This is a genomic window from Stieleria marina (assembly GCA_007741555.1).
Lineage (GTDB): Bacteria > Planctomycetota > Planctomycetia > Pirellulales > Pirellulaceae > K23-9.
Genome location: CP036526.1, coordinates 2,804,423 through 2,828,417, shown reverse-complemented (window position 1 = coordinate 2,828,417; position 23,995 = coordinate 2,804,423). Strand labels below are relative to the sequence as shown.

The window sequence follows — 23,995 nt, the reverse complement described above, 5'->3', positions numbered from 1 at the left end:
CGATACGCGGCAAAAGATCCACGACGCGCCATGCGAGGTGAACCGTGCGTGTCTGGCAAACTTTGACGGTTAGCCGGTTTTGTGGGTTGTTCGGCTCGTAGCCCCCATTCTGTTTCTGTTGCTCATTTGCCGGATGGTTAGACGATTCAGTGCGATAAGACCGTCCACGATGGTTGCTCCCGCTGATCCGAACTCGCACGTTGTAGCGAGCCATCAGGGTTGACGGGATCGTCCAGCGTGGACGCTTTATCCACAAAACGTCGCGTCAATCCCACGGAAGGGACAACGAAATGAAGATTCAACCACACAAGCCGACGGGCTGGTGGACTCACAAACGCCAAATCCTCTGCGGATTGATCCCCGCTTTGGCCATCGGGTGCTTGCTGACGACCGTCGGCTGCTCCTCCATGAGTCAAGGCATGATGGCCCCCTACGGCCAGTCAGGATGCCGGCTTTGTACCGACCTCCGTGCCAAAGCCACCGCACGTGTTCTTTGGAGCGAACAGTACGCTCACTGCTACGGCAATGCAGCGAACTCCAAAGACATCCGCAAAGGCTTTGTCGACGGATTCGTTGCGACGGCTCAAGGCGGCAGCGGCTGCACGCCACTTGTTCCACCGACCTGCTACTGCGGTCTAGGAAAACGGCTGAATGCAAAATGCTGGTTCCAAGGATATCCGCTCGGTGTCGCAGCGGCACAATCCTCTGGAGCGTGCAACTGGTGCAAAATGGCGATCAGCCCCGACCTTGCTGCTTGCATGGCGACCGATCAATGCACGCCCGGATGCGTACCGTGCGCTCAGAACGCCGGCGTGATGCACAACGGAATGGTCCACGATCAGTTCAATGCACCGCCCGTGCCAATGGACGTTTATGCGGATCCGATCATCGACGATCCCAACGCACAGATCCAACAAGATTTCCCAACTCCAGCAGACGATGCATCAACATCGACTTCAGACGAAGCTGCTGAGAATTTGGAAATGACGGAGGATGCTGAGCGGGGCTTCAACAATGAAGGCGAATCGATCGACGCCCCCAAAGGCGAAGCAGTCGATGAACCGTCCGCTGAAGCGATGGACGAAGAGTCCGAAGCGGGCAGCCCGTCGGACCGAAGTATCGTTCCGCCCGCTGCCATTGAACCGATCCAACGAAATGACGACCTGACCAATGCTGCAGCATCTGCTGATCAGCAAATACAGGTGCTGGCGTCTTCGGAACCCATCCCAGTTGCGAGTCCTGTTCAGCAAACGCCCGTCGCTGGCGGCCCGATCACCATGCCAGCCATGGAATCGGCAATTGAAACTGCAGCGGAGGCAGCGGATGCCAACGCACCACCCGTTCCAGTAGCAGTACCAACGAGCGACGCCCAAACATCGACACCCGTTGTCGGTGAACCGGTCCAACTACCCAACATTCAAGTCAGCTTTGATATGGACGGTGTTGATTGGCTGTTCGGTGAAGTCGACATCGCTCAAGCAGTGCTGTCACAGGAATTCCAAGTTCCGCTTTCGCAGTAGAAACCTCTTGGGAGGACAAGCTGCAAGGACGCGGCTTGTCCAAGGAAAGTGTCTTCGCTGGACAGGATGTCTATCGAGACACATGTAGTTGTCGCGCTGCCTGATCAAACACGGGCAGCGCAAGCGACATTGAATAACTCAATCAACTTCAAAATGAATAGCGGAAACGTTGGCGCAGGTCTTCAAACACCCTGCCCCGGCAATTTAGATCACGGATGATCGCAAACAGTGGAAAATACGATGACAAACAAACTATCAAATCACGCCATGAACGATTCCAGTTCATCGACGTGCAAAACAATTTACGCAGTCGTTGCGCTCACGATGCTTGTGACTGCTAGCGGTTGCACTTCAGTGATGTCCCCAATGAGTGGCGTGCCGGTCAAAAGCCTGCCTGCCGAACTGCTGGGGCAATCCAAGAACAATCTAATCCAAGTGCCGTTGGCACTGATGCGGATGCAGAAGCCTGAAGAGTATGTGCTTGCCGAAGGCGACATCTTGGGCATCTACATCGAAGGCGTCATGCCGCCCAAAGCAAACGAAGACCAAGTGGCTGCCGCGCCGCCGGTTCACTTTCCCGAACCGGGCAGCGATTTGCCGCCTAGCGTCGGATTCCCGATCCCCGTACGGGACGACGGAACGCTTCCATTGCCTTTGGTCGAACCAATCTATGTCGAAGGCAAAACGGTTGCCGAAGCAGAAGAATTGATTCGCGAAGCCTATGTCGAAGTCGAAAAGATTCTTCGCCCCGGACGCGACCGTATTTTGGTTTCGCTGATGCGTGAACGCACAAGTCGCGTGATCGTGATTCGCGAAGACGGATCCGACCAAGAACTGGCCATCTCTGGTGGCACCAACACACGTGGTAATACCGCCGAAGTCGTCAGTGGCACGACTCGTCAGGGTGCCGGATTTACTCTGGACATGCCTGCCTACAAGAATGACTTGATGCACGCTTTGGCTGACACTGGCGGTTTGCCAGGACTGAATGCCAAGAACGAAGTCAAAATCATGAAGGCGTCGCGCATTCCCAACGACCGTCGCGAAGAGATGATGATGCAGCTGTTCAATCAAGCTGCCCCATATCAAGATCCTTGTGCTCTGTGCTGTCACGAGCATTTGATCGAAGACCCGTTTTCGATCACGATCCCATTGCGAGTTCGTCCAGGCGAGATGCCACAAATTGATCCTGCGGACGTTGTCCTGGAGGAAGGCGACATCGTGCTGATCGAATCACGCGACACAGAAGTCTTCTACACAGGTGGATTGCTTCCAGGTGGTCAGTATCCAATTCCACGTGACTATGACTTGGACGTCATTTCGGCCATGTCAATCGCCGGAACGGGCCTGGGCGGATCGTCGCAGCGAAGTGGTGGCGGAGCTGCTGGTTCAATTCTTGGAGCTGGCTTCGGTGGATCGGTTCCAACGCAACTCTATGTGATTCGCAAATCCAAATGCGGCCGGGAATTCAACATCGCGATTGATCTTCAGCAGGCGTTGAATGATCCATCGATGCGGATCTTGATTCAGCCCGGTGACTCGTTGATCCTGCGATACAAACCGCACGAAGAGCTGATCAACTTCGGCTTGGTCGCGTTCTTCACCTTTGGAATCCGCGAATTGGTCAATTAATCGATTCCACCGATTGTTTGATCATCCGCTTGCCGCCAGAGAGCCAGAATGCAAATTCATGGTTCACTGGCGGCATTTTTCGTCTTTCCGTCATTCCATCGCCCTTCCAGCCGCAATCCCCCTCGCTTCAAACCGCCGAACCGCCCCGGATCGCGTTGAGTCTTTGCGGACTTTGCTTAGAATGGTGCAGCGTCACCGACACGTGATTTTTCGGCAGTGATCACACGATCATCGAAGCACACGAAGATGCCCTCCGCAGGTTTGGCTACCACGCGATGGGTAAACATTGACAACAGCAATCCCTTTTGTAGACGATCAATATGGCTCACGGCAAAAAATCATCTGGCTCAAAAACGGCAAACATGGACACCAGTCCTGAGGCAGTCAAGGCTCGCCTACGTCAGTCGTTGATGGGTGACCGAAAAGAGCTGCCGGTCGACAAGATTTTCCGTGCGTTGGTCAAACTCGAAGGCTCTGACCTTCACATGAAAGTGGGGCAGCCGCCCATGGTCCGCGTCGGCGGAGAACTCAAACCGCTCAACCGTGGCCCACTGGGCAGAGAAGAGGCGGTTGACCTGTTGGTGCCGATGATGGACGACCGAAACCTAGTTATCTTTGAAGAAGAAGGAGGAGCTGACTTTTCTTACACGTGCGAAGTCGACGGAACCACTTGGCGATTCCGAATCAACATGCTGATGTCCCTGGGCAACATCGGCCTGGTTGCTCGTCGAATTAGCAATTGGATCCCCGATTTCAAAGGTCTCTTTCTGCCTGATTCGATGGAAGAACTGTGTCACTTTGAACAAGGCATGGTTCTACTGGCAGGTGTGACAGGATCCGGAAAAAGTACGACGATCGGATCGATGCTCAACTACATCAACAGCATCTATCGCAAACACATTTTGACGCTCGAAGATCCGATCGAATTCATCTATACCGAAGACAAGTGCCTGATCAACCAAAGGGAGATCGGCCAAGACGTCAAAGACTTTGAGATCGGGATGAAACATGCGGTGCGTGAAGACCCCGACATCATTCTGGTGGGCGAACTTCGTGACGAAGAAACGTTTATGACGGCGATCCACGCTGCAGAAACAGGGCACCTCGTTTTTGGAACAATTCACGCAGCGAGTGCTTCGACGTGCATCGGTCGTATTCTGGACTTGTTCCCCGAAGAAATGCACAATGCGATTCGCGCCGCGATCGCGTTTAACATGAAAGGCATCGTCGCGCAAAAGCTGCTTAAGAGCATTCGCCCGGATGTGTCGCGAGTACCGACGGTTGAAGTCATGACGTTCACACCGATGATCAAAAAACTGGTGCTCGAAGGCCAAGACAATAAGCTACCCGACGCGATCCGTATCGGCGCCGACGACGGGATGCAGGACTTTACGATGAGCCTGAAGCAATTGATTGACGATGAATTGATCGACCGGCCCACCGCATTCGCAGTGGCACCGAACAAGGATTCGCTGAAGATGGCCTTGAAAGGCATCGACGTCAAAGCTCCCGGTATCATCTAACGCCTCGTCGACTTATTCCTCTCCTCCATTCCACTCGATCTACAACAAAGCGAAACGGCCACGATGGCAAAGCAATCAGCAGCGTCCGATGAGCAGCACGTCTGGCAGACGGGCACCCAAGTCGAATTTTCTCCCAAGATCAAAGAGCGAACCGAAGCACAATCGCTGCTGGTCCTCGCTCGCCAAGGTGCCGGCTATGAAGTGGCCAGCGGCTTGCTGGGGCATGCGATTCAGTCACGTTCGACGCATCTGTTGTTGGATTTTTCGCAACGGGGATGCGCGATCCGGTATCAGATCGATGGTAATTGGGAACAGGTGCCGCCACTTGAACGCGAAACCGCCGACGCAATGCTGTACGCAATCAAACAGCTTTGCCTAATGAATCCAGCGGATCGACGAAGCCAACAGACGGGATCGATCGATATCAAGTGCGTCAAAGACAAGTATGAAGTCAAGGTGCAGTCGCAGGGCGTGCCCACAGGCGAACGCGTGCTGGTCAAGCTAGAAGCCGAAAAGATTGCTTTTGATCGAATGACTGATCTGGGCATGCGCGACAAAATGCTGGAAGCCTACAAAGATCATTTGAACTCCGATGGCACCATCGTTCTGGTGACCGCCCCCAAAAGCGAAGGACTGACGACCAGTTGGGTTCTTTCGCTCAATACCGCCGACCGATTGATTCGTGACTTTCAGTCGTTCGAGGAAGAAGGTTCTGGCGAGCCCGACATCATCAACATCAGCCCGAACTATTACGGCGGCGAAACCGGTAAGAGCCAAGAAGCAGTGGTCAAAAGCGCCTGCCTGAAAGAACCCGACGTCCTGTTGTTTCCCGAGCTTCCGCTTAGTGAATCGATGGACATGGCACTGAATCAAGTCGAAAAGAATGACAAGCAGATCATGACGCGAACCGTCGCGCGAACAGCGACGGAAGGCCTGGTCATGCTGCTGGCAAAGTACCCTGAGCTAGCTCCGCGAATCGCTGCAAAAATCAGGGCCGTCATCGGCCAGCGTCTGATCCGTCGACTGTGTGACAATTGCAAGGTTGGATTTGAACCACCGCCACAGCTGCTGAAACAACTGGGCATCCCAGCAGGTCGTGTCGCCATGCTGTACCAGCCTTTTCTGCTTCCGCCGATCGAACAGCAGGTCGACGAAAACGGAAACCCGGCGCCGATTACGCCTTGTCACGTTTGCAATGGCCGCGGCTACTACGGCCGAATCGCAATCTTTGAACTGCTCGCCCCCGGCGAAAAACTTCGCGACGCGTTGCTGAAAACCAAAGACGTTGCTCAGCTCAATGCCATTGCCAAATCCGAAGGGCATCGCAGCTTGCAGACCGAAGCAGTGCTAACAGTTGCTCGCGGCCTAACCGGCTTGGACGAACTAAAGAAACTGTTTGCCAAAAAGTAAACTCCGGCATCACCGCCGCCAGAAGCCTACTCGCCTTTCTCAGGCACTTTTTCCAATATGTCGAGCAGGACTTGATCCGGATCGACACCTTCGGCCTGTGCTTCAAAGTTCAGCAAGACACGGTGCCGCATCGTCGGGAGATACACCCGGCGAATGTCCTCGAAACTGACGTTGTACCGACCTTCCAACAACGCGCGAACTTTTGATGCCAACGCCAAAGTTTGCGCCCCCCGCGGACTACTTCCCCATCGGACGTAGTCATTGGTGGCCGCCACGCTGTGTGGGCCATCGGGGTGAGTCGCCAAGGTCAGACGGACCAGGTAATCCTGAACGTGTGGCGCCAGGATAACTTCACGAACAAGCGATTGCCATTTGATGATCTCGCTGCCATCCATGACCTTTTCTAGCTTGGCCGTCTCGCCGCGTGTTGTGCGGTCGACGATCATGTTCAAATCCTCGCGGCTGCTGTAGCCCACGACCAGTTTGAACATAAAACGATCCATCTGCGCTTCTGGCAAAGGATACGTTCCTTCTTGTTCGATTGGGTTTTGCGTGGCGAGCACAAAAAACGGCTGATCCAGCATGAACCGTGTGCCGGCCGCCGTCACCGTACCTTCCTGCATGGTTTCCAACATCGCCGACTGCGTCTTCGGCGTCGCTCGGTTGATCTCGTCAGCCAATAAGATCTGAGTGAACACAGGACCACGCTGGAATTCGAACTTCCGTTTTCCCGTGTCATCTTCCACGATCATGTTGGTGCCCAAGATGTCGGCTGGCATCAAATCAGGCGTGAACTGAATGCGGCTGAACTGTAAACTCATTACTTCCGAAAGCGTTCGGACCAACATGGTTTTTCCCAATCCGGGCACGCCTTCCAGCAAGCAGTGGCCGCCGCAAAGCATCGCGGTCAGCACGCCATGAACGATGTCGTCATGACCGACAATGACTCGGCCAATCATTTCGCGGACCGATTCGTAGCGATCTCGAAATTCGTCGGCCTGAGCCTGCATCGATTCAACCGTGGAACTCATTGATATCCGCGCGTGATAAAGTGGAGAAAGACCGATTTGAAACCAGCACAGATAATAGCCGAAAACACAGCGAACGTGTCTGCTGAAGTGGAATCGGATGGGGCGAGATCGAAAACAGCCGATTTCGATGATTGTCGTTTTTTTATCGCGTGCGTCGAAACCGATATCGCAAGTAGTCCAGCAATTTCCATTGCAGCACGACCAATATCACCGGAACCAGCAAGAGCAGGAACTGCATCAACCGGACGTCTCGAGCCCAGTCGGCACCGGACCGGGAGAACGCCCTCAGCACCGCCAAAACCAACGCTCCATTGATGAATAAAAGTCCGCAGGTGATCAGTGCGGAGAACGTTGCAAACAAACAGCCTGCTGGTATGGCCAAACCATGGAGAGTTCGTTTGCGGCTGTGCGGATCTGACATAGCTGGCGTTGCAATTGCGGCGGCCGATTCCGCCTACTCCCATGGAACCCGTTGTCGCTTTATCATGCAACAACCCCCGTTCAACTGTCCTCGATAACCTACCAAACCATGACTGACTTTCGTACCGAACGCGATTCGATGGGCGAAGTGCAAGTTCCTGCCGATGCCTATTACGGCGCCCAAACGCAGCGTGCTGTCGACAACTTCCCAATTAGCGGCTGGCAACTTCCTGCCTCCATGATCAGCGCCATGGGAATGGTCAAATTCGCTTGCGGCGTAGCAAACCGTGACCTGAAGAAATTGACCGAGAGCGGAAAGAACCCACTTTCCAGCGATCAGGTCGACGCGATGCTGCAGGCTGCTCAAGAAGTCGCCGATGGTAAATTGGCCGCACAATTTCCCATTGATGTATTTCAAACGGGAAGTGGTACCAGCAGCAACATGAATGTCAACGAAGTGATCAGCAATCGTGCGATCGAAATCGCCGGCGGTGACCGCACGGACGAAACAAAATCGATTCACCCCAACGATCACGTCAACATGGGACAAAGTACCAATGATACTTTCCCCACCGCGATTCACGTCGCGACCGCCGTTCAGATCGATACAGTTTTGCTGCCAGCACTGCGCCGCATGCACGCATCGCTGTCCAAGAAAGCTGCCGACTGGGACAAGATCATCAAGATTGGTCGCACCCACTTGATGGACGCCACTCCGCTGCGTTTGGGACAAGAGTTCAGCGGATTTGCACGACAACTGGAACTGTCGATCTCGCGAGCAGAAATCGCACGCGACGCCGTCTTGGAACTTCCCGTCGGCGGCACCGCAGTGGGCAGCGGAATCAATACGCACCCTGAATTTGGTGCACGAGTTTCAGCTGAACTTGCCAAAAACACGGGCATTCAATTCATTGACGCCGTCAACCACTTCGAGGCCAATGCGCAGCGTGACGCTTTGGTGCAGTCGCACGGCGAACTGAAGTGTATCGCTCAGACGCTTTTCAACGTCGCAAATAACATTCGATGGCTCGGTAGCGGACCTCGCTGCGGATTCTACGAAGTCAAACTCCCTACACGGCAACCAGGCAGTTCGATTATGCCCGGCAAAGTGAATCCCGTTATGTGCGAATCAATGATGCAGTTGACCGCTCGAGTGATCGGCAACGATACGGCACTGACCATGGCGGGCGCCAGTGGTGGAAATTTCCAGCTAAACATCATGATGCCAATGATGGCGCACACCATCTTGGAATCGATTCACCTACTGGCCAGCGGCACCGAATCGTTTTGTGAATTCTGTGTCGATGACATGGAACCCAACGAACAGGCCTGCGAAGCGGCTGTCGAACAGAGTCTATCGATGTGCACCAGTTTGAATCCGCTGATCGGATACGAACAAGCCGCGAAGCTTGCCAAAGAGGCATTTGCGTCAGGACAAACGATCCGCGAACTGTGCTTGGAGAAAAAGATCTTGCCAGAGGACACGCTGACCGAGGCGCTCGATCCGTGGAGCATGACTGAACCCCAAGCATAGTGCAGCCGATCATCGAACCTTGCTTCGTTGACCAGGGCGTTTCATGCAGCGGAGTCCACGCGACTTAGCGCACATCACGGCGTCGACTTGCTTCGTTGCGATGAATGATGCATGGCAACAGATCGATGCCAACAGATCATTGCCATGCAGCTGAGCAAGTAGCGTCGCTTTCGATCTTCCTTGTCTGCGAATGAGCTGTGGCCAGTCGTGATCAAAGAGCCGCATGCAGCGCGATGCATAACTTCGTCCGCTCAATGACGAATCCACGCCAGTCGCGCAACCGGCGCATCCCTAACAACCGGAATGCCGCATTTTGCGAGACAAAAAAAGCTTGATCCGGTTTGACTTGTAAATAGAATCGGTTTTGTGATGACAACTCTGCCTGCTTGGCTCCGGTGCATCACCACGCGACTTTCTAAAACGTTGTTTGCATCACGCGACTGATGTGGTGCTTTAGCAACGCGTTTTGTGGAGCAAACGCAACAACCGCGTTCTCCGCCACTCTGCGGCTTTTTCTCTAAGTTGCATGCAGCCAACAGCTTGCGGTGATTCCACGTCATTCTTTTTACGGTTGGCACCTCAACTGCTCTTAAGCCACCCCTGAAGCAATCGCTTAATTGTTCGTGGGTCTTAAGGAGAAGTTGATGGGAAAGAAGTTCAGCCGCCGAAGTTTACAAGACGACGCATTCAGTGCGGAAGAATCCATCAGTCGCCGCTCACGAGTCATGGGCCAAGATTTTGCCGATGCCCCTTCCACAGTTGATGCCCCGGCTGACGACCGCCGACGTCGCGACGATTCGATCGCTGACCCCACCGAAGACCCCGTGCGAATGTACTTGATGCAAATGGGACAGATTCCTTTGCTGACGCGAGCACAAGAAGTATCGGCCGCAAAACAGATCGAACGCACCCGCGACCGCTATCGCCACTGGATGCTGGCGACGGACTTCATGCTCCAGGGATCGCTGAAACTGCTCGAGCAAGTTCGCGACAAAAAGCTTCGCCTTGACCGGACAATCGAAGTGAGTGTGACCAACGCTGTCGAAAAGAAAGCGATCATGCAGCGAATCGTTCCGAACTGTCGAACGCTCAAAGCATTGCTAGATCAAAACAACGCCGACTATCTGGCTGCAATCAACAAAAGATTGCCAATGCGACAACGTCGCGCAGCGTGGCGCAACCTGGTTATTCGACGCAACAAGGCCGTTCGCCTGGTCGAAGAAATGAACCTGCGGACCGGCAAACTACAGCCAGTTTTTGAAAAGGTACGCAAAGCATCCGACCGCATGGTCGAGATTCGTCAATTGCTCTCCGAACCCGACGCACTGAACCGCCCGGGCATGCCAACGACCGAAGAACTGCGCGGCGAACTGCATTACTTGATGCGATTGACCTACGAGACACCTATAACGCTTGCTCGTCGCGTGACGAAGTGTGACGGATACCGCGAAGACTACGATGCCGCCAAACGCGTTCTATCAGCGGGCAACCTGCGATTGGTCGTTTCGATCGCCAAGAAGTATCGCAACCGCGGCTTGTCGTTTTTGGATTTGATTCAAGAGGGAAACACGGGTTTGATGCGAGCCGTGGACAAATTCGAGCACGCTCGAGGCTACAAATTCAGCACTTACGCGACGTGGTGGATTCGCCAAGCGATCACGCGAGCAATCGCCGATCAAAGCCGAACGATTCGCGTGCCGGTTCACATGATCGACACCATGAACAAAGTGCGCCAGGTCACGCGTGATTTGGTCCAAGAGTTTGGCCGCGAGCCAACCGCAGAAGAAGTCAGTGCCCGCTGCGGTCTTTCCATCGACGATACACGCGTGATTTTAAAAATGAGCCGGCAGCCATTGTCGTTGGATCAGCCCATTGGCGACCACGAGGACAGCGTATTTGGCGAATTCTTGGAAGATCATCGCGACGATGATCCTTTGCAGGAAACGAATCGCGAGGCCCTGAAAGCCCAGATCGAGATGGCGATGGAAACTCTGAACTACCGTGAACGAGAAATTCTTCGCCTGCGATATGGCCTGGCTGACGGATACACCTACACGCTGGAAGAAGTTGGTCGCATTTTTCAGGTCACACGTGAACGTGTTCGCCAGATCGAAAGCAAGGCGGTTCGCAAGCTACAGCAGCCTTATCGAGCTAAATCGCTCGTCAGCTTCCTGGATGGTGCTGAGCTATCGATGCTGGAGGGCAGCGAGGCTCTCTAGGCACAGAGCACCATGTTCCGCGTTGAGAGCGGCTGTCCTGCTGAAACAGCCGACTTAGCAGATCACTTTCATGGCCAACCGCTCTCCTGGAGCTGCGTAGTCGTCCCCTTTCGCAAACGTTGCTAGTTGTCGAAAATGACGGGCTTTCGTGCTAAATGACGACTACCGCTGGGCGGAGGATGCGCCGATGAAATATGTGATTGTGATTCCCGACGGATGTGCCGACGAACCATTGGAAGCGACTGGCGGCAAGACTGCGCTACAAGCCGCCAACCTGCCTGCCATGGATGCGCTGGCACAACGCGGTTCTCTGGCACTCGCCAACAACACTCCGTCGCACCTTCCCGCCGGGAGCGAAGTGGCCAATCTGTGCTTGTTCGGGTACGACCCTGACAAATACTTCACCGGGCGAGCGCCGTTGGAGGCCGCCGCACAAGGCATCGAACTGGCCCCGCATGATTTCGCGGTTCGCTGCAATCTGGTCACCATTGTCGACCAGATCATGGTCGATTTTACGGCCGATCACATTAGCACCGATGAAGCGACCGAATTGCTTGCGGCGCTGCAAAAAGAGCTTTTGGGTGACAGCGATTTCGATTCGCGACTGGAGTTCGTCCCCGGTGTCAGCTATCGCAATTTGCTGCTTTACCGCGGCGCACCGGACGCCCCCGCACCGTTTAACAGCGAAACGCGAACCAGCGCTCCGCACGACTTGACTGACCTGCCAGTGGGCGACGATTTTCCTCGCGGCCCCGGCAGTGACACTCTGGTGCGATTGATGAACGGTTCAGCCGATCTTTTCGCTAACCATCCGGTCAACCAAAAACGCGAAGCAGCAGGCAAGGGAATCGCCACCAACGTATGGCTCTGGGGCCTGGGCGGCGCCCCCAACATGCCGACGTTTCAAGAACGTTTTGGCGTTCAGGGAGCAATGATTACGGCAGTTGATTTGCTCCGTGGAATCGCGGCACTAGCCGGTTGGCCGCGCATCGAAGTCGACGGCGCGACAGGATACTTGGACACCAACTACGCCGGCAAAGGCCAGGCGGCGGTCAAAGCCCTGGACGAATACGATTTGGTTTGCGTCCACGTTGAAGCGCCCGATGAAGCGTCACACGAAGGACGCCACGACGCAAAGATCCAAGCGATGCAGCAAATCGACACGCACATTGTCTCCCCCATTGTCGAAGCCCTCGAAAAGCACGGCGAGTACCGCATTTTGGTCACGCCTGATCACCCCACTTTTTGCCGCACCAAAAAGCACGCCCACGGGATGGTGCCACTTGTCATGGCTGGTTCGGGAATCGACGCCGACAATCAGTCGACGTACGACGAAGTCGCTGCGGCGGCCAGTGGCCGCCGATTTGACAAGGGCTGGGATTTGATGGACACGTTTGTCAGCCAATAGTTCTCCCAACCGTTTCGCACGCGAAACAAACTTCGGACCCCCATTTTCCGCTCGATACTATAGAAAGCTTGCTTAAAGTTTCATGTCATTGATCGTACAAAAATTCGGCGGCACGAGTGTCGCTGACGTCGAAAAAATTCGTTCAGCAGCTCGCAAAGCGATTCGTGCCCAACGCCAAGGTCACCAGGTTGTAATGGTGGTCAGCGCGATGGGCAAAAACACGGATCGACTGTTGAAACTGGCTGGTGAAGTTAGCAAGACTCCTTCGGCTCGCGAAATGGACATGTTGCTCAGCACGGGCGAGCAAGTCAGCGTGGCACTGGTTGCCATGGCAATCAATGAATTGGGTTCCGAAGCGGTAAGCCTGACTGGCGGGCAGATCGGAATGCACACCGACAGCAGTTTTAGCAAGGCACGCATCCAGTCGATTTCGACCGAGCGAATCGAGCGTTTGCTGAACGATGGAAAAATTGTCGTGGCAGCGGGTTTCCAGGGCATCGATGACGATTTAAACATCACCACGCTGGGGCGCGGCGGCAGTGACACCACGGCGGTCGCTCTGGCAGCGGTGTTGAAAGCCGATGCGTGCGAGATCTATACCGACGTCGACGGCGTTTACACGACCGACCCACGCCTGCTGCCCGAAGCACGCCGGGTCGATGTGATCAGCTACGACGAAATGTTGGAATTGGCCAGTCTAGGTGCCGGCGTGATGCACAATCGCAGCATCGAGTTTGCCAAAAAGTTTGGCGTACCGATTCATGTTCGAAGCAGCTTTTCGGACGCGGAAGGAACCATGATCGTGACGGAGTCGGAGTCGACGTCCGCACCGGTTGGTGGTGCTGCGATGACCCCCGACGAAGCTCGTGTGACGGTTCTGGGTGTCCCGGATGTCCCCGGCAAAAGCCTGCAACTTTTTTCAGCCATCGGTGACAAGAAGATCGCCGTCGACATGGTCGTTCAAAATGTCGGTAGCGAAGGCCGCGCGGACGTTTCATTTACAGTGCCGCGAGACGAACTGACCACGACGCTTGAAGCCATCAACGGTGTCATCGAACAAGTCGGTGCGAGCGGCGTGACACACGACGAAGACGTATCAAAAGTGTCCGTCGTCGGCAGCAATATGGCCAGCCAAACGGGAGTGGCGTCAAAGATGTTTCGCGCGTTGGCGGACGCGGGCGTCAACATCCAGATGATCACAACCAGTGAGATCAAAATTTCGGCGCTCGTGCCTCGCAGCCAAGCTTCCGACGCTCTGCGTGCAGTTCACCAAGCTTTCTTGTTGCACGAACGGCCCGCCGACGCAAAATCTTGGGACGAAATCAAGGCTGATCGCCAGCCCAGCGATGATGTCGCAATGATGGTCCAGCGTCTGCGTGACGATGCCTTGGAAGCACTAACGCTAACCGGAATCAGTGTGCTGGACCGACAGGCCCGCGTGACACTATTTGGCGTCCCGGATAACCAAGGAATCGCAGCGGATATTTTTGAGACAATCGGCGCCGCCGGGATCATGGTCGACATGATCGTGCAAGGATTCGATGGCCACGACGGTTCAACCAGCGTCAGCTTCACGGTCGCGGCCGAGAATTTGCCTGAAAGCCTGACCGTCGCCGAAGAGATTGCCAAACGACATGGAATGCGTGACGTTCAAGGCGGAGGCAGTGTCGCCAAAGTCACGGTCAGCGGAATCGGGCTTCGCAGCCACACCTCCGTCGCATTGGTGCTGTTTCAAGAACTGGCTCAGTCAAACGTAAATGTCGAAATGATTGGGACCAGCGAATTGCAGGTCAACGCAGTGATCGACGAGACTCATGCTGCAAAAGCTCAGAAGGGTCTCGAAAAAGTCTTCGCGGATTCACTCGGCGGCTGCTGAGGTCACACCGCGTTCGAGCCCACGTTTTTGCGGATTTTGCAGGTTTTTCCATCACCGGGGGTGCTACCCCTGCCCCCACGTCCGAATCGAACGGCACGGAACTGCACCAGGACGCGCTCATCTGCCCAACTTCCGCTTGGTTGGCGCCCACCGGCGAAGTATGATTGAGGCAGTGAACGGAGATCGATCGTGATCCTGGGGAATCGTGGCAGCTGCATTTTGCCCGCCGCGTTGGATGTCGATTGATCCGCCTCGTCCGTTGATGTCGGTTTCACCGCGCCGTTGGTCATTGTTTCTTCGACGATGATCGGTGATGTAGTGGATTCTCCGTTTCAATCCACTCGATCAAAACTATCAGAGCCCAACTTTTCAAACGGCGCCGCGCCTGATTTGCTGCGTCTGATTTTGTGATTTAGCGAGAGCTTGCACATTGATCGAGGCCTCGACCAAACGAGGCAACAATCCATTTCAAGGAACACGTAAGTGATCAGCACGACAATCTTTTCAAAACGCATGGCTCGTCGCCACTTTCACACGCTCTCGATCGCCCTAGCTGCGATTGCCCTGTCGACAGTTTCGCTCGACGCGAATGCCGAAGGACGCGCGGGACAAGACGAAACGGTCAACGCCGAGTTCTTTGCCGCCATGGACGCTGGGCAGATCGATGTAAAGTTCATCCCGCGTGACGCAACACAAGCAAACGTGTTAGTTAAGAACCTGACTGACAAGCCACTTCACATCCAACTACCAGCCGCGTTTGCCGGAGTCCCCATCCAAGCTCAAGGCATGGGCGGTATGGGCGGCGGAGGCATGGGTGGCGGCGGAATGGGCGGCGGAGGCGGTGGCGGTGGTCAAGCTGCCGGCGGTGGAATGGGCGGCGGTGGCATGGGCGGCGGCGGAATGGGCGGCGGAGGCATGGGCGGCGGTGGTGGATTCATGCGAGTCCCCCCCGAGCGTATGAAGAAGATGCAAGTCACGACGGTCTGCCTAGAGCACGGCAAACCCGATCCCAATCCAAAAATGGCCTACAAAATTGTGCCTCTGGAAAAGTTCACAAAAGACGAAAACGTTCGCGTTTTGTGCGAAGCACTCGGCAACGGGTTGGTCACGCAGAATACTGCCCAAGCTGCTGCCTGGCACATGCTGGACGACCTGTCTTGGGATTTCTTGGCTAAGAAGAATCGCGTCGAATCCAAGTACACTGGCAATGTTCGGTGGTTCTCAGTCTTTGAACTACGTACCGCGGTCGCTGTCGTAAACGAATCCAAACGAATTGCCGAGGAACGCAAAGCTGCTAACCCAAGCGAATCCGACTACAAGTCGGAAGGCTAATCGCGAAGGCTTCTCAAACAACGAAGCAATTCATATACAAAGCCGCGGCGTGTTACACGTCGCGGCTTTTTTTACATCTACAGCGATAGCCCCAGTCACTCCGATTGGTACATCGCCAAACCCCACGGCTTAAACAACTCTTTTACCGGCAAACCCTTTCATGCAAGTCTGCGAATTAAACCACGTCGCCATTCATGTCCAAGATGTCGCCGCTAGCGTTGCATTCTATCGCGATGGGCTTTGCCTGTCCGTCCTGGATCGACCAGCGTTTGACTTTCCTGGTGCCTGGTTTCGCCTGGGACAAACTCAGGAATTGCATTTGATCGGCGACCGTGAGCAGCCCGTCCACTCTCATCATCGCGGCGGCCATTTTGCGTTGGTCGTCACGGAATTGGATTCATGGGAACAACACCTGGACCAATACGGTGCCATCCGACTGGAGCGCAAGACGCGCCCGGACGGTGCATTGCAAACGTTCGTGCAGGACCCCGACGGACACTGGATCGAATTGTGCGTTCCGCCAAAATCCGCGAACGGCTAAAAGAAGCAATCGACGCTGGAGACAAAGATCTTGCCATCGCCGATTCGGCCGCTTCGCGATACTGCAACGATCTTTTCCAAGATCTCATCGCAACGAGATTCCTCGACCCAGATCTTGATCTCGACTTTCGGTAGAAATGCGGTCGAGTACTCGGTGTCTTGATACTCGTCCAAATAGCTCTTCTGTCGACCGTAACCTTTCACTTCCGTTACGGTCAGGCCCTCTAAGGGTGCGCGGCGCAATGCCCCCAGCACGTTTTCGGCTAAATGTGGGCGAACGACAGTGATGATTTGTTTCAAGGGATTAACCCCGCCGGATTTCGGAACCTTTGAAGTGAACCGTGATTCGGTACACCGTTTTTTGCCGACAGAATACTTCGCCTGTCTCTAAATCAATTCGCTCCGGGATCTCGCTGCGTCGCAATTCGACGGTCGCGTGAAAACCTCGTTCAGAGAAAACGTCGATCAACATTGCCAGAGTCTTCGGATTATCCAGCAAGGGATCTTCTGACCGAATCGTGGATCGACCGGAAATAGCGTGGCAGATGATGATCGGAATCAGCCGTTCGTTGATCAGCTGGATCACATCATGAAACAGTTCGGGATCCTCGATCTCATACGCATCCAATCGCGCCACCAGATCGCGCCGAGCATGCATCACGATATCGCTGGCGACGGGCAATTTCTGCATCGCCAAGAAAGTCCGCGGATCTAGTTCCAGCGAACTCTGATATTCAAGCTCGCGAAGAATGTTGTCTTTGACGACATCCGGCGGAGCTTGAGCATTGATAAAGTGAAAGTGAAAGATCTGTTTCAACGATACCAACGCGTCGTACGTCTTTTCCTTGAACGTACGGTATCGATTCCGAGCCAACGCCTCGTTGAAGTCGGTGGGGCGTTCTTCCCAGAGTTCACCGATTCCGCTGCGGGTTACTTCTTCGTTGTGCGCAATCGTTTGACGACCACGTTTGAGTTGCCTGGCGATACTTTCCGCTTCATCGACAAACAACACCATGATATGAAACGTTGGCTGTTTTAAATGAACTGACTCGGGAGCGTGCGAAAATTCGCGGCGCAACGAGATCATTTTGTCGAAGAGCATTTTCAAGCATTCGACTTGGACTTTGGTGCGTGGAAATCCATCCAGTATCGCACCGGCTTGGTATTCCGGTTTTAGCAATTCGCGGAACACTAGATTGACAACTTCGCGGTCGCCTACCATTTGCCCCCGCGCTTTGACTGCTTTCATCTCCGGCGTGCTGAGCAACTCGCTGACCACGACCGGCTTTCCCGTGATGTCGCGAACTTCGCGGATGTAATCTGTATTGGTGCCCTTACCTGCACCGGGAGCCCCCCCCAAAAGGATCAGCTCCTTGGGAAAACGCAGGCTCGCTCGATCACACTCCGTTTCCAATCTCTTCCACACGGAGGTGAAAATCAGCTGCGCGTCCTTGACCTCCAAATCGGCTGGCTCGGCGGACTTGTCGGAGGCTTTATTGAGATCTGGGTCCACGGGCGTGACATCCGGGAAGCGGCAAGAAATGTTAGAGCCCAATTGTTGCACTTCTGACATTGGCAGAACAGTCCGTGCATTTCGGCGTGTGTGCGACAAATTGATTCAATTCAGCCATCATCTCTGCTAATCTTTGCGAAGACACGAAATGAGGGGTTTGTTGTCTATCAAAGGATCAGGTTTTTTGCGGTCAGGACGGACGCAATCCGCGGTAGTTTTTATTGCTCACACCGTAGCAACGTCGCTGACAGTCGAAATCAATCTACACACTCTGCTTTATGATCTGCCCACAGCATGCCCACTGATGACGAACATCCGTTTTTGACGCCCAATGGTTATCGCATCATGCGAGACCGCAAACGCGTCATGAATTCCGTGCCGGTTGCGTTTCCAAATTATCCGTCGTACGAAATCGACTCTTACGGTCGGCCAGTTCCCCAGATTAGCGCGATTACCAATCCACCCGGCGGTACCCCCATTCCCGGTCTATTACCTACCGGGCAATTCGACGCATTTGGCAATCCGATTTATTCGCAGGTGGGTCCTCCTGCGGTAATCGATGGCAAACCCATTTCGTCCGCAAGCAATTTTGGGTTTCCGCCCGAAGCGGAGCTTCAAAACATATTGCCGGCACGTAAGTTCCCCGATCCATCCGTGCTCGACAGCATGCCAATGACGTCGCACTACGAATCAAGCCTTGTCGCGGATCCTCAAGCAACGGCTTTGCGGGCGATTGGTAAGTTATTGATTCAGGTCTCTCCCGACCGGTCACGCGAGCCAGCGACCGGTTCCGCTTGGATCGCAGGCCCAAGTTTGATCGTCACCAGCGCGCACAACCTGTACGAATTTTCGACGGGCAATTGGTCCACCGGAGTCGAGTTCCATCCGGGATTCGATTACTACTCGCAAAAAGAGCTTCCGACTTGCCGTGTCACGTCGTGCTGTATCCCCAAGGGCTACCTGCAGAACCCGACTACCAACCATGACATCGCGGTCTGTTTTGTCGACAAGAACATCGGCGACATTGTCGGAGCAGAAATCCCGATGCGGCCCGTGGACAGCAACGATCTGTTTGATGGCACTCCCGTCACGATTGTCGGATATCCAGCCGGGAGCGGATTTGATTTTGGAAAACAAATGTGGCGTTCCCGTGGCGACTATCTTTTTGGACGCAGCAATGGCCCTGGCGATGATTATTCGCCCGTCATGGCTACCAATTTCGGAGGCGGATCCAGCGGCTGTCCGTGGTTGATCCAAGATTCCAAAACGAACAAGCTGGTCAGCATCGGCGTTACGTCAGCACATGCAAAATTGAGGTACGGCAAAGGCGAACCAAATTTGATGTCACTGATCTCGCCGTACTTTGGTCCCAAACTGTTCGATAGTTTAAGCCACGACCATGTTTTTCATGAATTTGAAACAGCTTAGGCAGCTCTGCGATTGTTGAAGACTTTGGGTTCACGGTTCAGTGTGCTTCCAACCAATTGTCGCCGGTCCCCATTTCGACCACGATCGGAACATTCATTGGCATCGCCGTTTTCATGGCGTCTTCGATGACCGGCATGACGGTGTCCGCTTCGTCCTTGGGCATGTCAAAAACCAGTTCGTCATGAACAGTCAGCAACATCTTGGTTTTGAAGTCACCTTCGCGAAGAGCGCAATGGACTTTGATCATCGCTAATTTCAACATGTCGGCCGCCGTTCCCTGAATCGGGCTGTTCATGGCTAAACGCTCCGCAGCGTTGACGACCGTTTTGCTTTTGGAATTGATGTCTCGGAGGTAACGCCTGCGTCCGGTGCCCGTCGCGACGTAGCCGTTTTCTTTTGCAAACGCAATCGTGCGGTCGATGTATTCTTGGACGCCCGGATACTTCTCGAAATAGTTGTCGATTAGCTCCTTGGCCTCGCCCCTGGGAATGTTTAGCCGCTGCTGCAATCCGAACGCGGATATCCCGTAGATGATCCCAAAGTTTACTGTCTTGGCTTTGTCACGCATTTCTCGCGTCACATCATCAAGGTCGACTTTGTAGACCTTCGACGCCGTCACTCGGTGGATGTCTTCACCAGAGACGAATGCATCCATCATGCCCTCATCACCACTCAATTCCGCCATCACTCGCAGTTCAATTTGCGAGTAATCTGCCGACAATAGTTGGTGGTCTTCGTCCCTGGCAACAAACGCTGCGCGAATGTCGCGACCGCGTTCCTTACGAATTGGGATCGTTTGCAAGTTCGGATTGTTCGATTGCATTCGTCCGGTCGACGTCCACGCTTGGCTGTAGTGCGTATGCAGCCGTCCAGTTTGTGGATTGACCGATTCGGGTAATTGATCGACGTAGACTGATTTCAGCTTGCGTGCATTGCGATACTCCAAAACGTCACGAATGATTTCGTGTCGGGGTGCCAATCGTTCTAGTTCCGCTTCACGCGTCGAGTACTGTCCGGTGGCTGTCTTTTTCGGTTTGTCTTCGACCTTGAGTTCGTCATACAACACGACTCCCAGCTGCTTGGGCGAATCTACGTTGAACTCGTGGCCCGCTGCTGCGAATATCCGGCTCTGCAAGTCTTCGATTTCCTTGCCCAATTTCACCGAGTACGCATTAAGCGACGGGACATTCAAATTGATCCCTTCAAATTCCATTTCGACCAAAACGGGAATCAGGGGGCATTCAACGTCATAGCAAACCTCTGCGACACCGCGTTCCTTGATGTCCGGCGCGATCGCATCGGCTAACTGCAGCGTGATATCAGCATCTTCGCATGCGTATTCCGACAAAGTGGCCAGATCAACGTCACGCATGTTTTTTTGATCGTCGCCCTTGGGGCCAATCAGATCGCTTGTCGGAATCGGTCTGTAGTTCAGATACAGCGATGCCAAGTAATCCAGCCCGTGCCGCATCTCGGGCTCTTTCATGCTGTGCGCCAGCATCGTGTCCATCAGCGGACCGCGAACTTGGACGCCATGCCACTTCAACAGCGTGATGTCGTATTTCAAGTTATGGCCGACTTTCTGAATCGATTCGTCCCCCATGACATCGGCGAACTCAGACAAGATCGCGATCGCGTTTTCGCGTTCCGCTTTCTCATCCCAGTTCGATTGGACATTGCTTTCACCTGTCGGCGTGATGACGACGTAGTAGGCTTCGTGATTCTTAAACGAGACTGCCAAACCAAGCGGCAATGCACGGCGGGCATCCAAACCCGTGGTCTCGGTGTCAAAACAGAACCGCTGCTGCTGTTTCAACTTGGCAATCAATTCCGATCGGCCCTCCGCCGTATCCACCGTCTGATAGACATGCTTGACGTCAGCGATTGTCTTCTCGTCTGCCGGTTCGTCGAAGAGTGTCGCCTGGATTTCGGTTTCGCGTTTTTCACGGATCACGTCAGCTCGCACCGACGCGGACGAAAACGACTTACCGAACAATCGTTTGCCCAGCGTATCGAACTCCAACTCCATGAAAAGCTCTTTCAGCTTGTCATCATCGTAGGCGGTCCACGCCAACGAATCCAAGTCGATTTCGACCGGCACATCCAACTGAATCGTAACCAGGCGTTTGGACAGCAAGGCTTGATCATGGTTCTCGATGACACGTTCTTTCTGCTTGCCCTTTAGTTCTTCTGCGTGGGCGAGCAAGTTTTCGACGGTGCCGTATTTGGCGATCAGTTTTTGAGCCGTCTTGGGACCGATCCCAGGAATTCCCGGGATATTGTCGCTACTATCTCCCATTAGCCCCAGAATATCGATGACTTGGTCGACCCGCTCGATCTCCCATTTCTTCAAGACGGCTGGGATATCCAGGATTTCTGAATCGCCGCCTTGTCGCCCAGGTTTGTAGACGTGGACGTTGGGACGCACCAATTGGTGATAGTCCTTGTCGGGCGTTACCATCCAGGTCTCGAAGCCCGCTTGGTCGGCCTGCATCGCGACGGTGCCGATAATGTCATCGGCTTCGTAGCCTGGCATGCGAACGGTTTTAATCTTGAAGGCATCGAAAAGCCGATCGATGTACGGCAACTGCTTCGAGATGTCTTCGGGCATCGCGTCACGCTGAGCCTTGTACTCAGGAAACTCGATGTGTCGCTGCGTCGGTTCGGACGTATCGAATGCGACCATCAAATGAGTTGGTTTTTCACGCTTGATGATGTCCGAAACAGCGTTGATCATGCCGAACACCGCCGACGTACATAGCCCACTGGAAGTAAACCGCGGGCTTCGCACCAACGCAAAATGAGCTCGGTAGGTCAACGCCATGCCGTCAAGCAAATAGAGTCGCTTGCCGTGAGCAAAGAGATCATCAGCAGTATCAGGCATCGAAGCATCCAGGCAAAAAAAGAACGAGCAGAGCGAAACAATTTACCGGGCCAGCCCCGTATTGTTTAGCCGTCAAGATCACGGATCGATCCGCCCCGATTTCTACTCGATACAGATGATTTCGTTGATCGTATGTGCGTACAGTCGGCCGCCAGCAAAGCTCAGGCTGGCCCGAGTGAACGAATCGCCCACACTGCCAAGGTCATTGATCGCGACGATCGCCCCTTCGTCAAACGCTTGGGCGGTCGTATCGATGACGTAAACGGTGCCCGACATGGTTGGTACATACAAATGCTTGCCGACAACCGTCGGGACTTGGGAGGCGTGGTGCCCCCACCCGTTTCCGCGAGACCGATCGTCGCCCATCACCACGTGTCCCATTGCGTTCTGGCAAGAATTGGGGGCAAACGCCCACAGTTGGACCGGCAGTGTTTGGGGTGGTTTTCGCTGCGACGTTTTCTGCGCCGCAATCGTCTCATCGGACATTCCATGCCAATCCCAAAGCAGGTCGTCATTCTGTGTGCCAGGCAAGCGACGAAGCTGAACCGGAAACTGCAAGTAGCTGACGTTTCCCATCATCAAATCGACGCGTCCCAACCAAGGCTGGGTGTACGCGCGAAAATAATGGTATCGGCCCGCCAAAACGTTGGACTGCTGAATAAGCCCGCGTGTTTTCTTTCCCAAATCGACCGACACGATTTCGTCGGACCAACTGTCGTCGTCATTGTGTTTGCGAATTGGAACGTCGGCGACGATCGAGGCGCGTAGCTTGATCTTTCCCGTTTTGCCTTCGACCCAAAGATGTTCGTCTGCGTGGAAAAGCACGACGTCACGGCCGATCGTGTGAAACGATTGAGTGCTCATAAACCCCTTCAGTGGCAGCGTCCAAAGTGTGCTGCCATCGTCAGCACTCACCAGCGAAATTCCTTCGGGCTTTTCGGGTGGGGAATGTCCACCGCCCCGTCCCACGACAATCACTTTTCGGCCATCAGAGAACTCCATTGGCAACGACACGCTGCCCATGTTGACACCGCACGTCGTCGCCCAACGGGGCTTGCCTGTCTCCAGATCCAACGCTTGCAACTGGGTCCATTTTGACAACGGCGCGTCTTTGTGCTCATGAGTAAAGTGTCCGTGTTCGTCGGGCATGTAAGATTGCTTGATAAACACCACATTGCCGTCCACCAAGAACGGCTGAGAACGGCCTACCGGCATCATGGTGTTTTGCCAGATTAAATCGCCATCGAAATCAAAGCAGGCGATTCGGCCCGACGCATTGAAGAAACAAATCCGCTGGCCATCGGTCACTGGCGGTGGCGACGAACTGTCGCTGAAACAGCCAGATAGCCGAAGCGGAAAATGACCCGCGACTTCCCGTTTCCAGACTGTGTCGCCAGTCTCCGTGTCGCAGCACCAGGCAACGATGTTTTGCCCCAATTCGCTGTCTTTTGTGACCGGCTCCATGGTGGTAAAAAACAATCGCTTTCCCCACACAACCACGGTGCTTTGGCCTGTTTCGGGAAGCGGCTTTCTCCACCGAATCGAATCGCCCCGCACGACGCTCCATTGCGTCGGTGCTGTGCCATCGGCGACCTCAAAACTCCCCTCGGGGCCACTTCCTTGGGGCCAATTCGAGCGGGTTTCGATTGGATCAGCCGATCGCGCACCACTTGCGAACATCAAGGCGAATACAAGGACAAACGTGAAACGCATTTGGAGCAACCA

17 protein-coding genes are annotated in these 23,995 nt (G+C 54.3%); 11 read left to right on the top strand and 6 right to left on the bottom strand.

The window, feature by feature from the left end:
• The first annotated feature begins 290 nt into the window (after positions 1-290).
• The 4 genes from K239x_RS09795 (at position 291) to K239x_RS09780 (ending at position 6,085) form a co-directional block, all read left to right on the top strand.
• Positions 291-1,520 (top strand): hypothetical protein, encoded by a 1,230-nt coding sequence (locus K239x_RS09795; RefSeq protein ID WP_145417639.1) that lies wholly within the window; start codon positions 291-293, stop codon positions 1,518-1,520.
• Between the two features lie 240 nt (positions 1,521-1,760).
• The gene (locus K239x_RS09790; RefSeq protein ID WP_419189885.1) at positions 1,761-3,152 is read left to right on the top strand and encodes a polysaccharide biosynthesis/export family protein; all 1,392 of its coding nucleotides are present in this window, start codon (positions 1,761-1,763) and stop codon (positions 3,150-3,152) included.
• Positions 3,153-3,472: 320 nt separating this feature from the next.
• Complete coding sequence (locus K239x_RS09785) at positions 3,473-4,675, top strand: type IV pilus twitching motility protein PilT (RefSeq protein ID WP_145417638.1); 1,203 nt, start codon at positions 3,473-3,475, stop codon at positions 4,673-4,675.
• 63 nt (positions 4,676-4,738) lie between these two features.
• The gene (locus K239x_RS09780) at positions 4,739-6,085 is read left to right on the top strand and encodes an ATPase, T2SS/T4P/T4SS family (protein ID WP_145417637.1); all 1,347 of its coding nucleotides are present in this window, start codon (positions 4,739-4,741) and stop codon (positions 6,083-6,085) included.
• A 26-nt stretch (positions 6,086-6,111) separates the two neighbouring features.
• Here the strand turns inward: K239x_RS09780 and K239x_RS09775 are convergent, their stop codons facing one another.
• Both K239x_RS09775 and K239x_RS09770 read right to left on the bottom strand, forming a co-directional pair.
• A complete protein-coding gene (locus tag K239x_RS09775) occupies positions 6,112-7,116 on the bottom strand; it encodes an AAA family ATPase (RefSeq protein WP_145417636.1) in 1,005 nt (334 codons plus the stop codon).
• Between the two features lie 142 nt (positions 7,117-7,258).
• Positions 7,259-7,537 carry a hypothetical protein gene (locus K239x_RS09770; RefSeq protein ID WP_145417635.1) on the bottom strand — a complete coding sequence of 93 codons (279 nt, stop codon included), beginning with the start codon at positions 7,535-7,537 and terminating at the stop codon, positions 7,259-7,261.
• A 108-nt stretch (positions 7,538-7,645) separates the two neighbouring features.
• Between K239x_RS09770 and K239x_RS09765 the strand changes: the two genes are divergently transcribed.
• From K239x_RS09765 to K239x_RS09735, 6 genes are all read left to right on the top strand, one after another.
• Positions 7,646-9,070, top strand: a complete 1,425-nt coding sequence (locus tag K239x_RS09765; protein ID WP_145417634.1) for a class II fumarate hydratase — start codon at positions 7,646-7,648, stop codon at positions 9,068-9,070.
• A 644-nt stretch (positions 9,071-9,714) separates the two neighbouring features.
• The gene (locus K239x_RS09760) at positions 9,715-11,289 is read left to right on the top strand and encodes an RNA polymerase sigma factor RpoD/SigA (RefSeq protein WP_145417633.1); all 1,575 of its coding nucleotides are present in this window, start codon (positions 9,715-9,717) and stop codon (positions 11,287-11,289) included.
• Between the two features lie 187 nt (positions 11,290-11,476).
• Positions 11,477-12,697, top strand: a complete 1,221-nt coding sequence (locus K239x_RS09755) for a cofactor-independent phosphoglycerate mutase (protein ID WP_145422277.1) — start codon at positions 11,477-11,479, stop codon at positions 12,695-12,697.
• Positions 12,698-12,779: 82 nt separating this feature from the next.
• Complete coding sequence (locus K239x_RS09750; protein WP_145417632.1) at positions 12,780-14,573, top strand: aspartate kinase; 1,794 nt, start codon at positions 12,780-12,782, stop codon at positions 14,571-14,573.
• A gap of 483 nt (positions 14,574-15,056) precedes the next feature.
• The gene (locus K239x_RS28415; RefSeq protein WP_419189884.1) at positions 15,057-15,905 is read left to right on the top strand and encodes a hypothetical protein; all 849 of its coding nucleotides are present in this window, start codon (positions 15,057-15,059) and stop codon (positions 15,903-15,905) included.
• Positions 15,906-16,065: 160 nt separating this feature from the next.
• The gene (locus tag K239x_RS09735) at positions 16,066-16,446 is read left to right on the top strand and encodes a VOC family protein (RefSeq protein ID WP_145417630.1); all 381 of its coding nucleotides are present in this window, start codon (positions 16,066-16,068) and stop codon (positions 16,444-16,446) included.
• Here K239x_RS09735 and K239x_RS09730 read toward each other — a convergent pair.
• Positions 16,443-16,745, bottom strand: coding sequence for a P-II family nitrogen regulator (locus K239x_RS09730; protein WP_145417629.1), 303 nt, complete (start codon positions 16,743-16,745; stop codon positions 16,443-16,445). The genes K239x_RS09735 and K239x_RS09730 overlap by 4 nt on opposite strands.
• A gap of 4 nt (positions 16,746-16,749) precedes the next feature.
• A complete protein-coding gene (locus K239x_RS09725; RefSeq protein WP_145417628.1) occupies positions 16,750-18,018 on the bottom strand; it encodes a nucleoside monophosphate kinase in 1,269 nt (422 codons plus the stop codon).
• 234 nt (positions 18,019-18,252) lie between these two features.
• On the opposite strand from K239x_RS09725, the gene K239x_RS09720 reads away from it, so the two are divergent.
• Positions 18,253-19,386, top strand: a complete 1,134-nt coding sequence (locus K239x_RS09720) for a trypsin-like serine peptidase (protein ID WP_145417627.1) — start codon at positions 18,253-18,255, stop codon at positions 19,384-19,386.
• Between the two features lie 37 nt (positions 19,387-19,423).
• On the opposite strand, the gene polA is transcribed toward K239x_RS09720, so the two are convergent.
• Together polA and K239x_RS09710 are read right to left on the bottom strand one after the other, a co-directional pair.
• The gene (gene polA / locus K239x_RS09715) at positions 19,424-22,270 is read right to left on the bottom strand and encodes a DNA polymerase I (protein WP_145417626.1); all 2,847 of its coding nucleotides are present in this window, start codon (positions 22,268-22,270) and stop codon (positions 19,424-19,426) included.
• A 102-nt stretch (positions 22,271-22,372) separates the two neighbouring features.
• Complete coding sequence (locus tag K239x_RS09710) at positions 22,373-23,983, bottom strand: outer membrane protein assembly factor BamB family protein (RefSeq protein ID WP_145417625.1); 1,611 nt, start codon at positions 23,981-23,983, stop codon at positions 22,373-22,375.
• Positions 23,984-23,995: the final 12 nt, after the last annotated feature.

Excerpts from the sequence above, each read along its gene's own strand:
- K239x_RS09795 (WP_145417639.1), top strand. The coding sequence starts at position 291 with ATGAAGATTCAACCACACAAGCCGACGGGCTGGTGGACTCACAAACGC.
- K239x_RS09790 (WP_419189885.1), top strand. The coding sequence starts at position 1,761 with ATGACAAACAAACTATCAAATCACGCCATGAACGATTCCAGTTCATCG.
- K239x_RS09785 (WP_145417638.1), top strand. The coding sequence starts at position 3,473 with ATGGCTCACGGCAAAAAATCATCTGGCTCAAAAACGGCAAACATGGAC.
- K239x_RS09780 (WP_145417637.1), top strand. The coding sequence starts at position 4,739 with ATGGCAAAGCAATCAGCAGCGTCCGATGAGCAGCACGTCTGGCAGACG.
- K239x_RS09775 (WP_145417636.1), bottom strand. The coding sequence starts at position 7,116 with ATGAGTTCCACGGTTGAATCGATGCAGGCTCAGGCCGACGAATTTCGA.
- K239x_RS09770 (WP_145417635.1), bottom strand. The coding sequence starts at position 7,537 with ATGTCAGATCCGCACAGCCGCAAACGAACTCTCCATGGTTTGGCCATA.
- K239x_RS09765 (WP_145417634.1), top strand. The coding sequence starts at position 7,646 with ATGACTGACTTTCGTACCGAACGCGATTCGATGGGCGAAGTGCAAGTT.
- K239x_RS09760 (WP_145417633.1), top strand. The coding sequence starts at position 9,715 with ATGGGAAAGAAGTTCAGCCGCCGAAGTTTACAAGACGACGCATTCAGT.
- K239x_RS09755 (WP_145422277.1), top strand. The coding sequence starts at position 11,477 with ATGAAATATGTGATTGTGATTCCCGACGGATGTGCCGACGAACCATTG.
- K239x_RS09750 (WP_145417632.1), top strand. The coding sequence starts at position 12,780 with ATGTCATTGATCGTACAAAAATTCGGCGGCACGAGTGTCGCTGACGTC.
- K239x_RS09735 (WP_145417630.1), top strand. The coding sequence starts at position 16,066 with ATGCAAGTCTGCGAATTAAACCACGTCGCCATTCATGTCCAAGATGTC.
- K239x_RS09725 (WP_145417628.1), bottom strand. The coding sequence starts at position 18,018 with ATGTCAGAAGTGCAACAATTGGGCTCTAACATTTCTTGCCGCTTCCCG.
- K239x_RS09720 (WP_145417627.1), top strand. The coding sequence starts at position 18,253 with ATGCCCACTGATGACGAACATCCGTTTTTGACGCCCAATGGTTATCGC.
- polA (WP_145417626.1), bottom strand. The coding sequence starts at position 22,270 with ATGCCTGATACTGCTGATGATCTCTTTGCTCACGGCAAGCGACTCTAT.
- K239x_RS09710 (WP_145417625.1), bottom strand. The coding sequence starts at position 23,983 with ATGCGTTTCACGTTTGTCCTTGTATTCGCCTTGATGTTCGCAAGTGGT.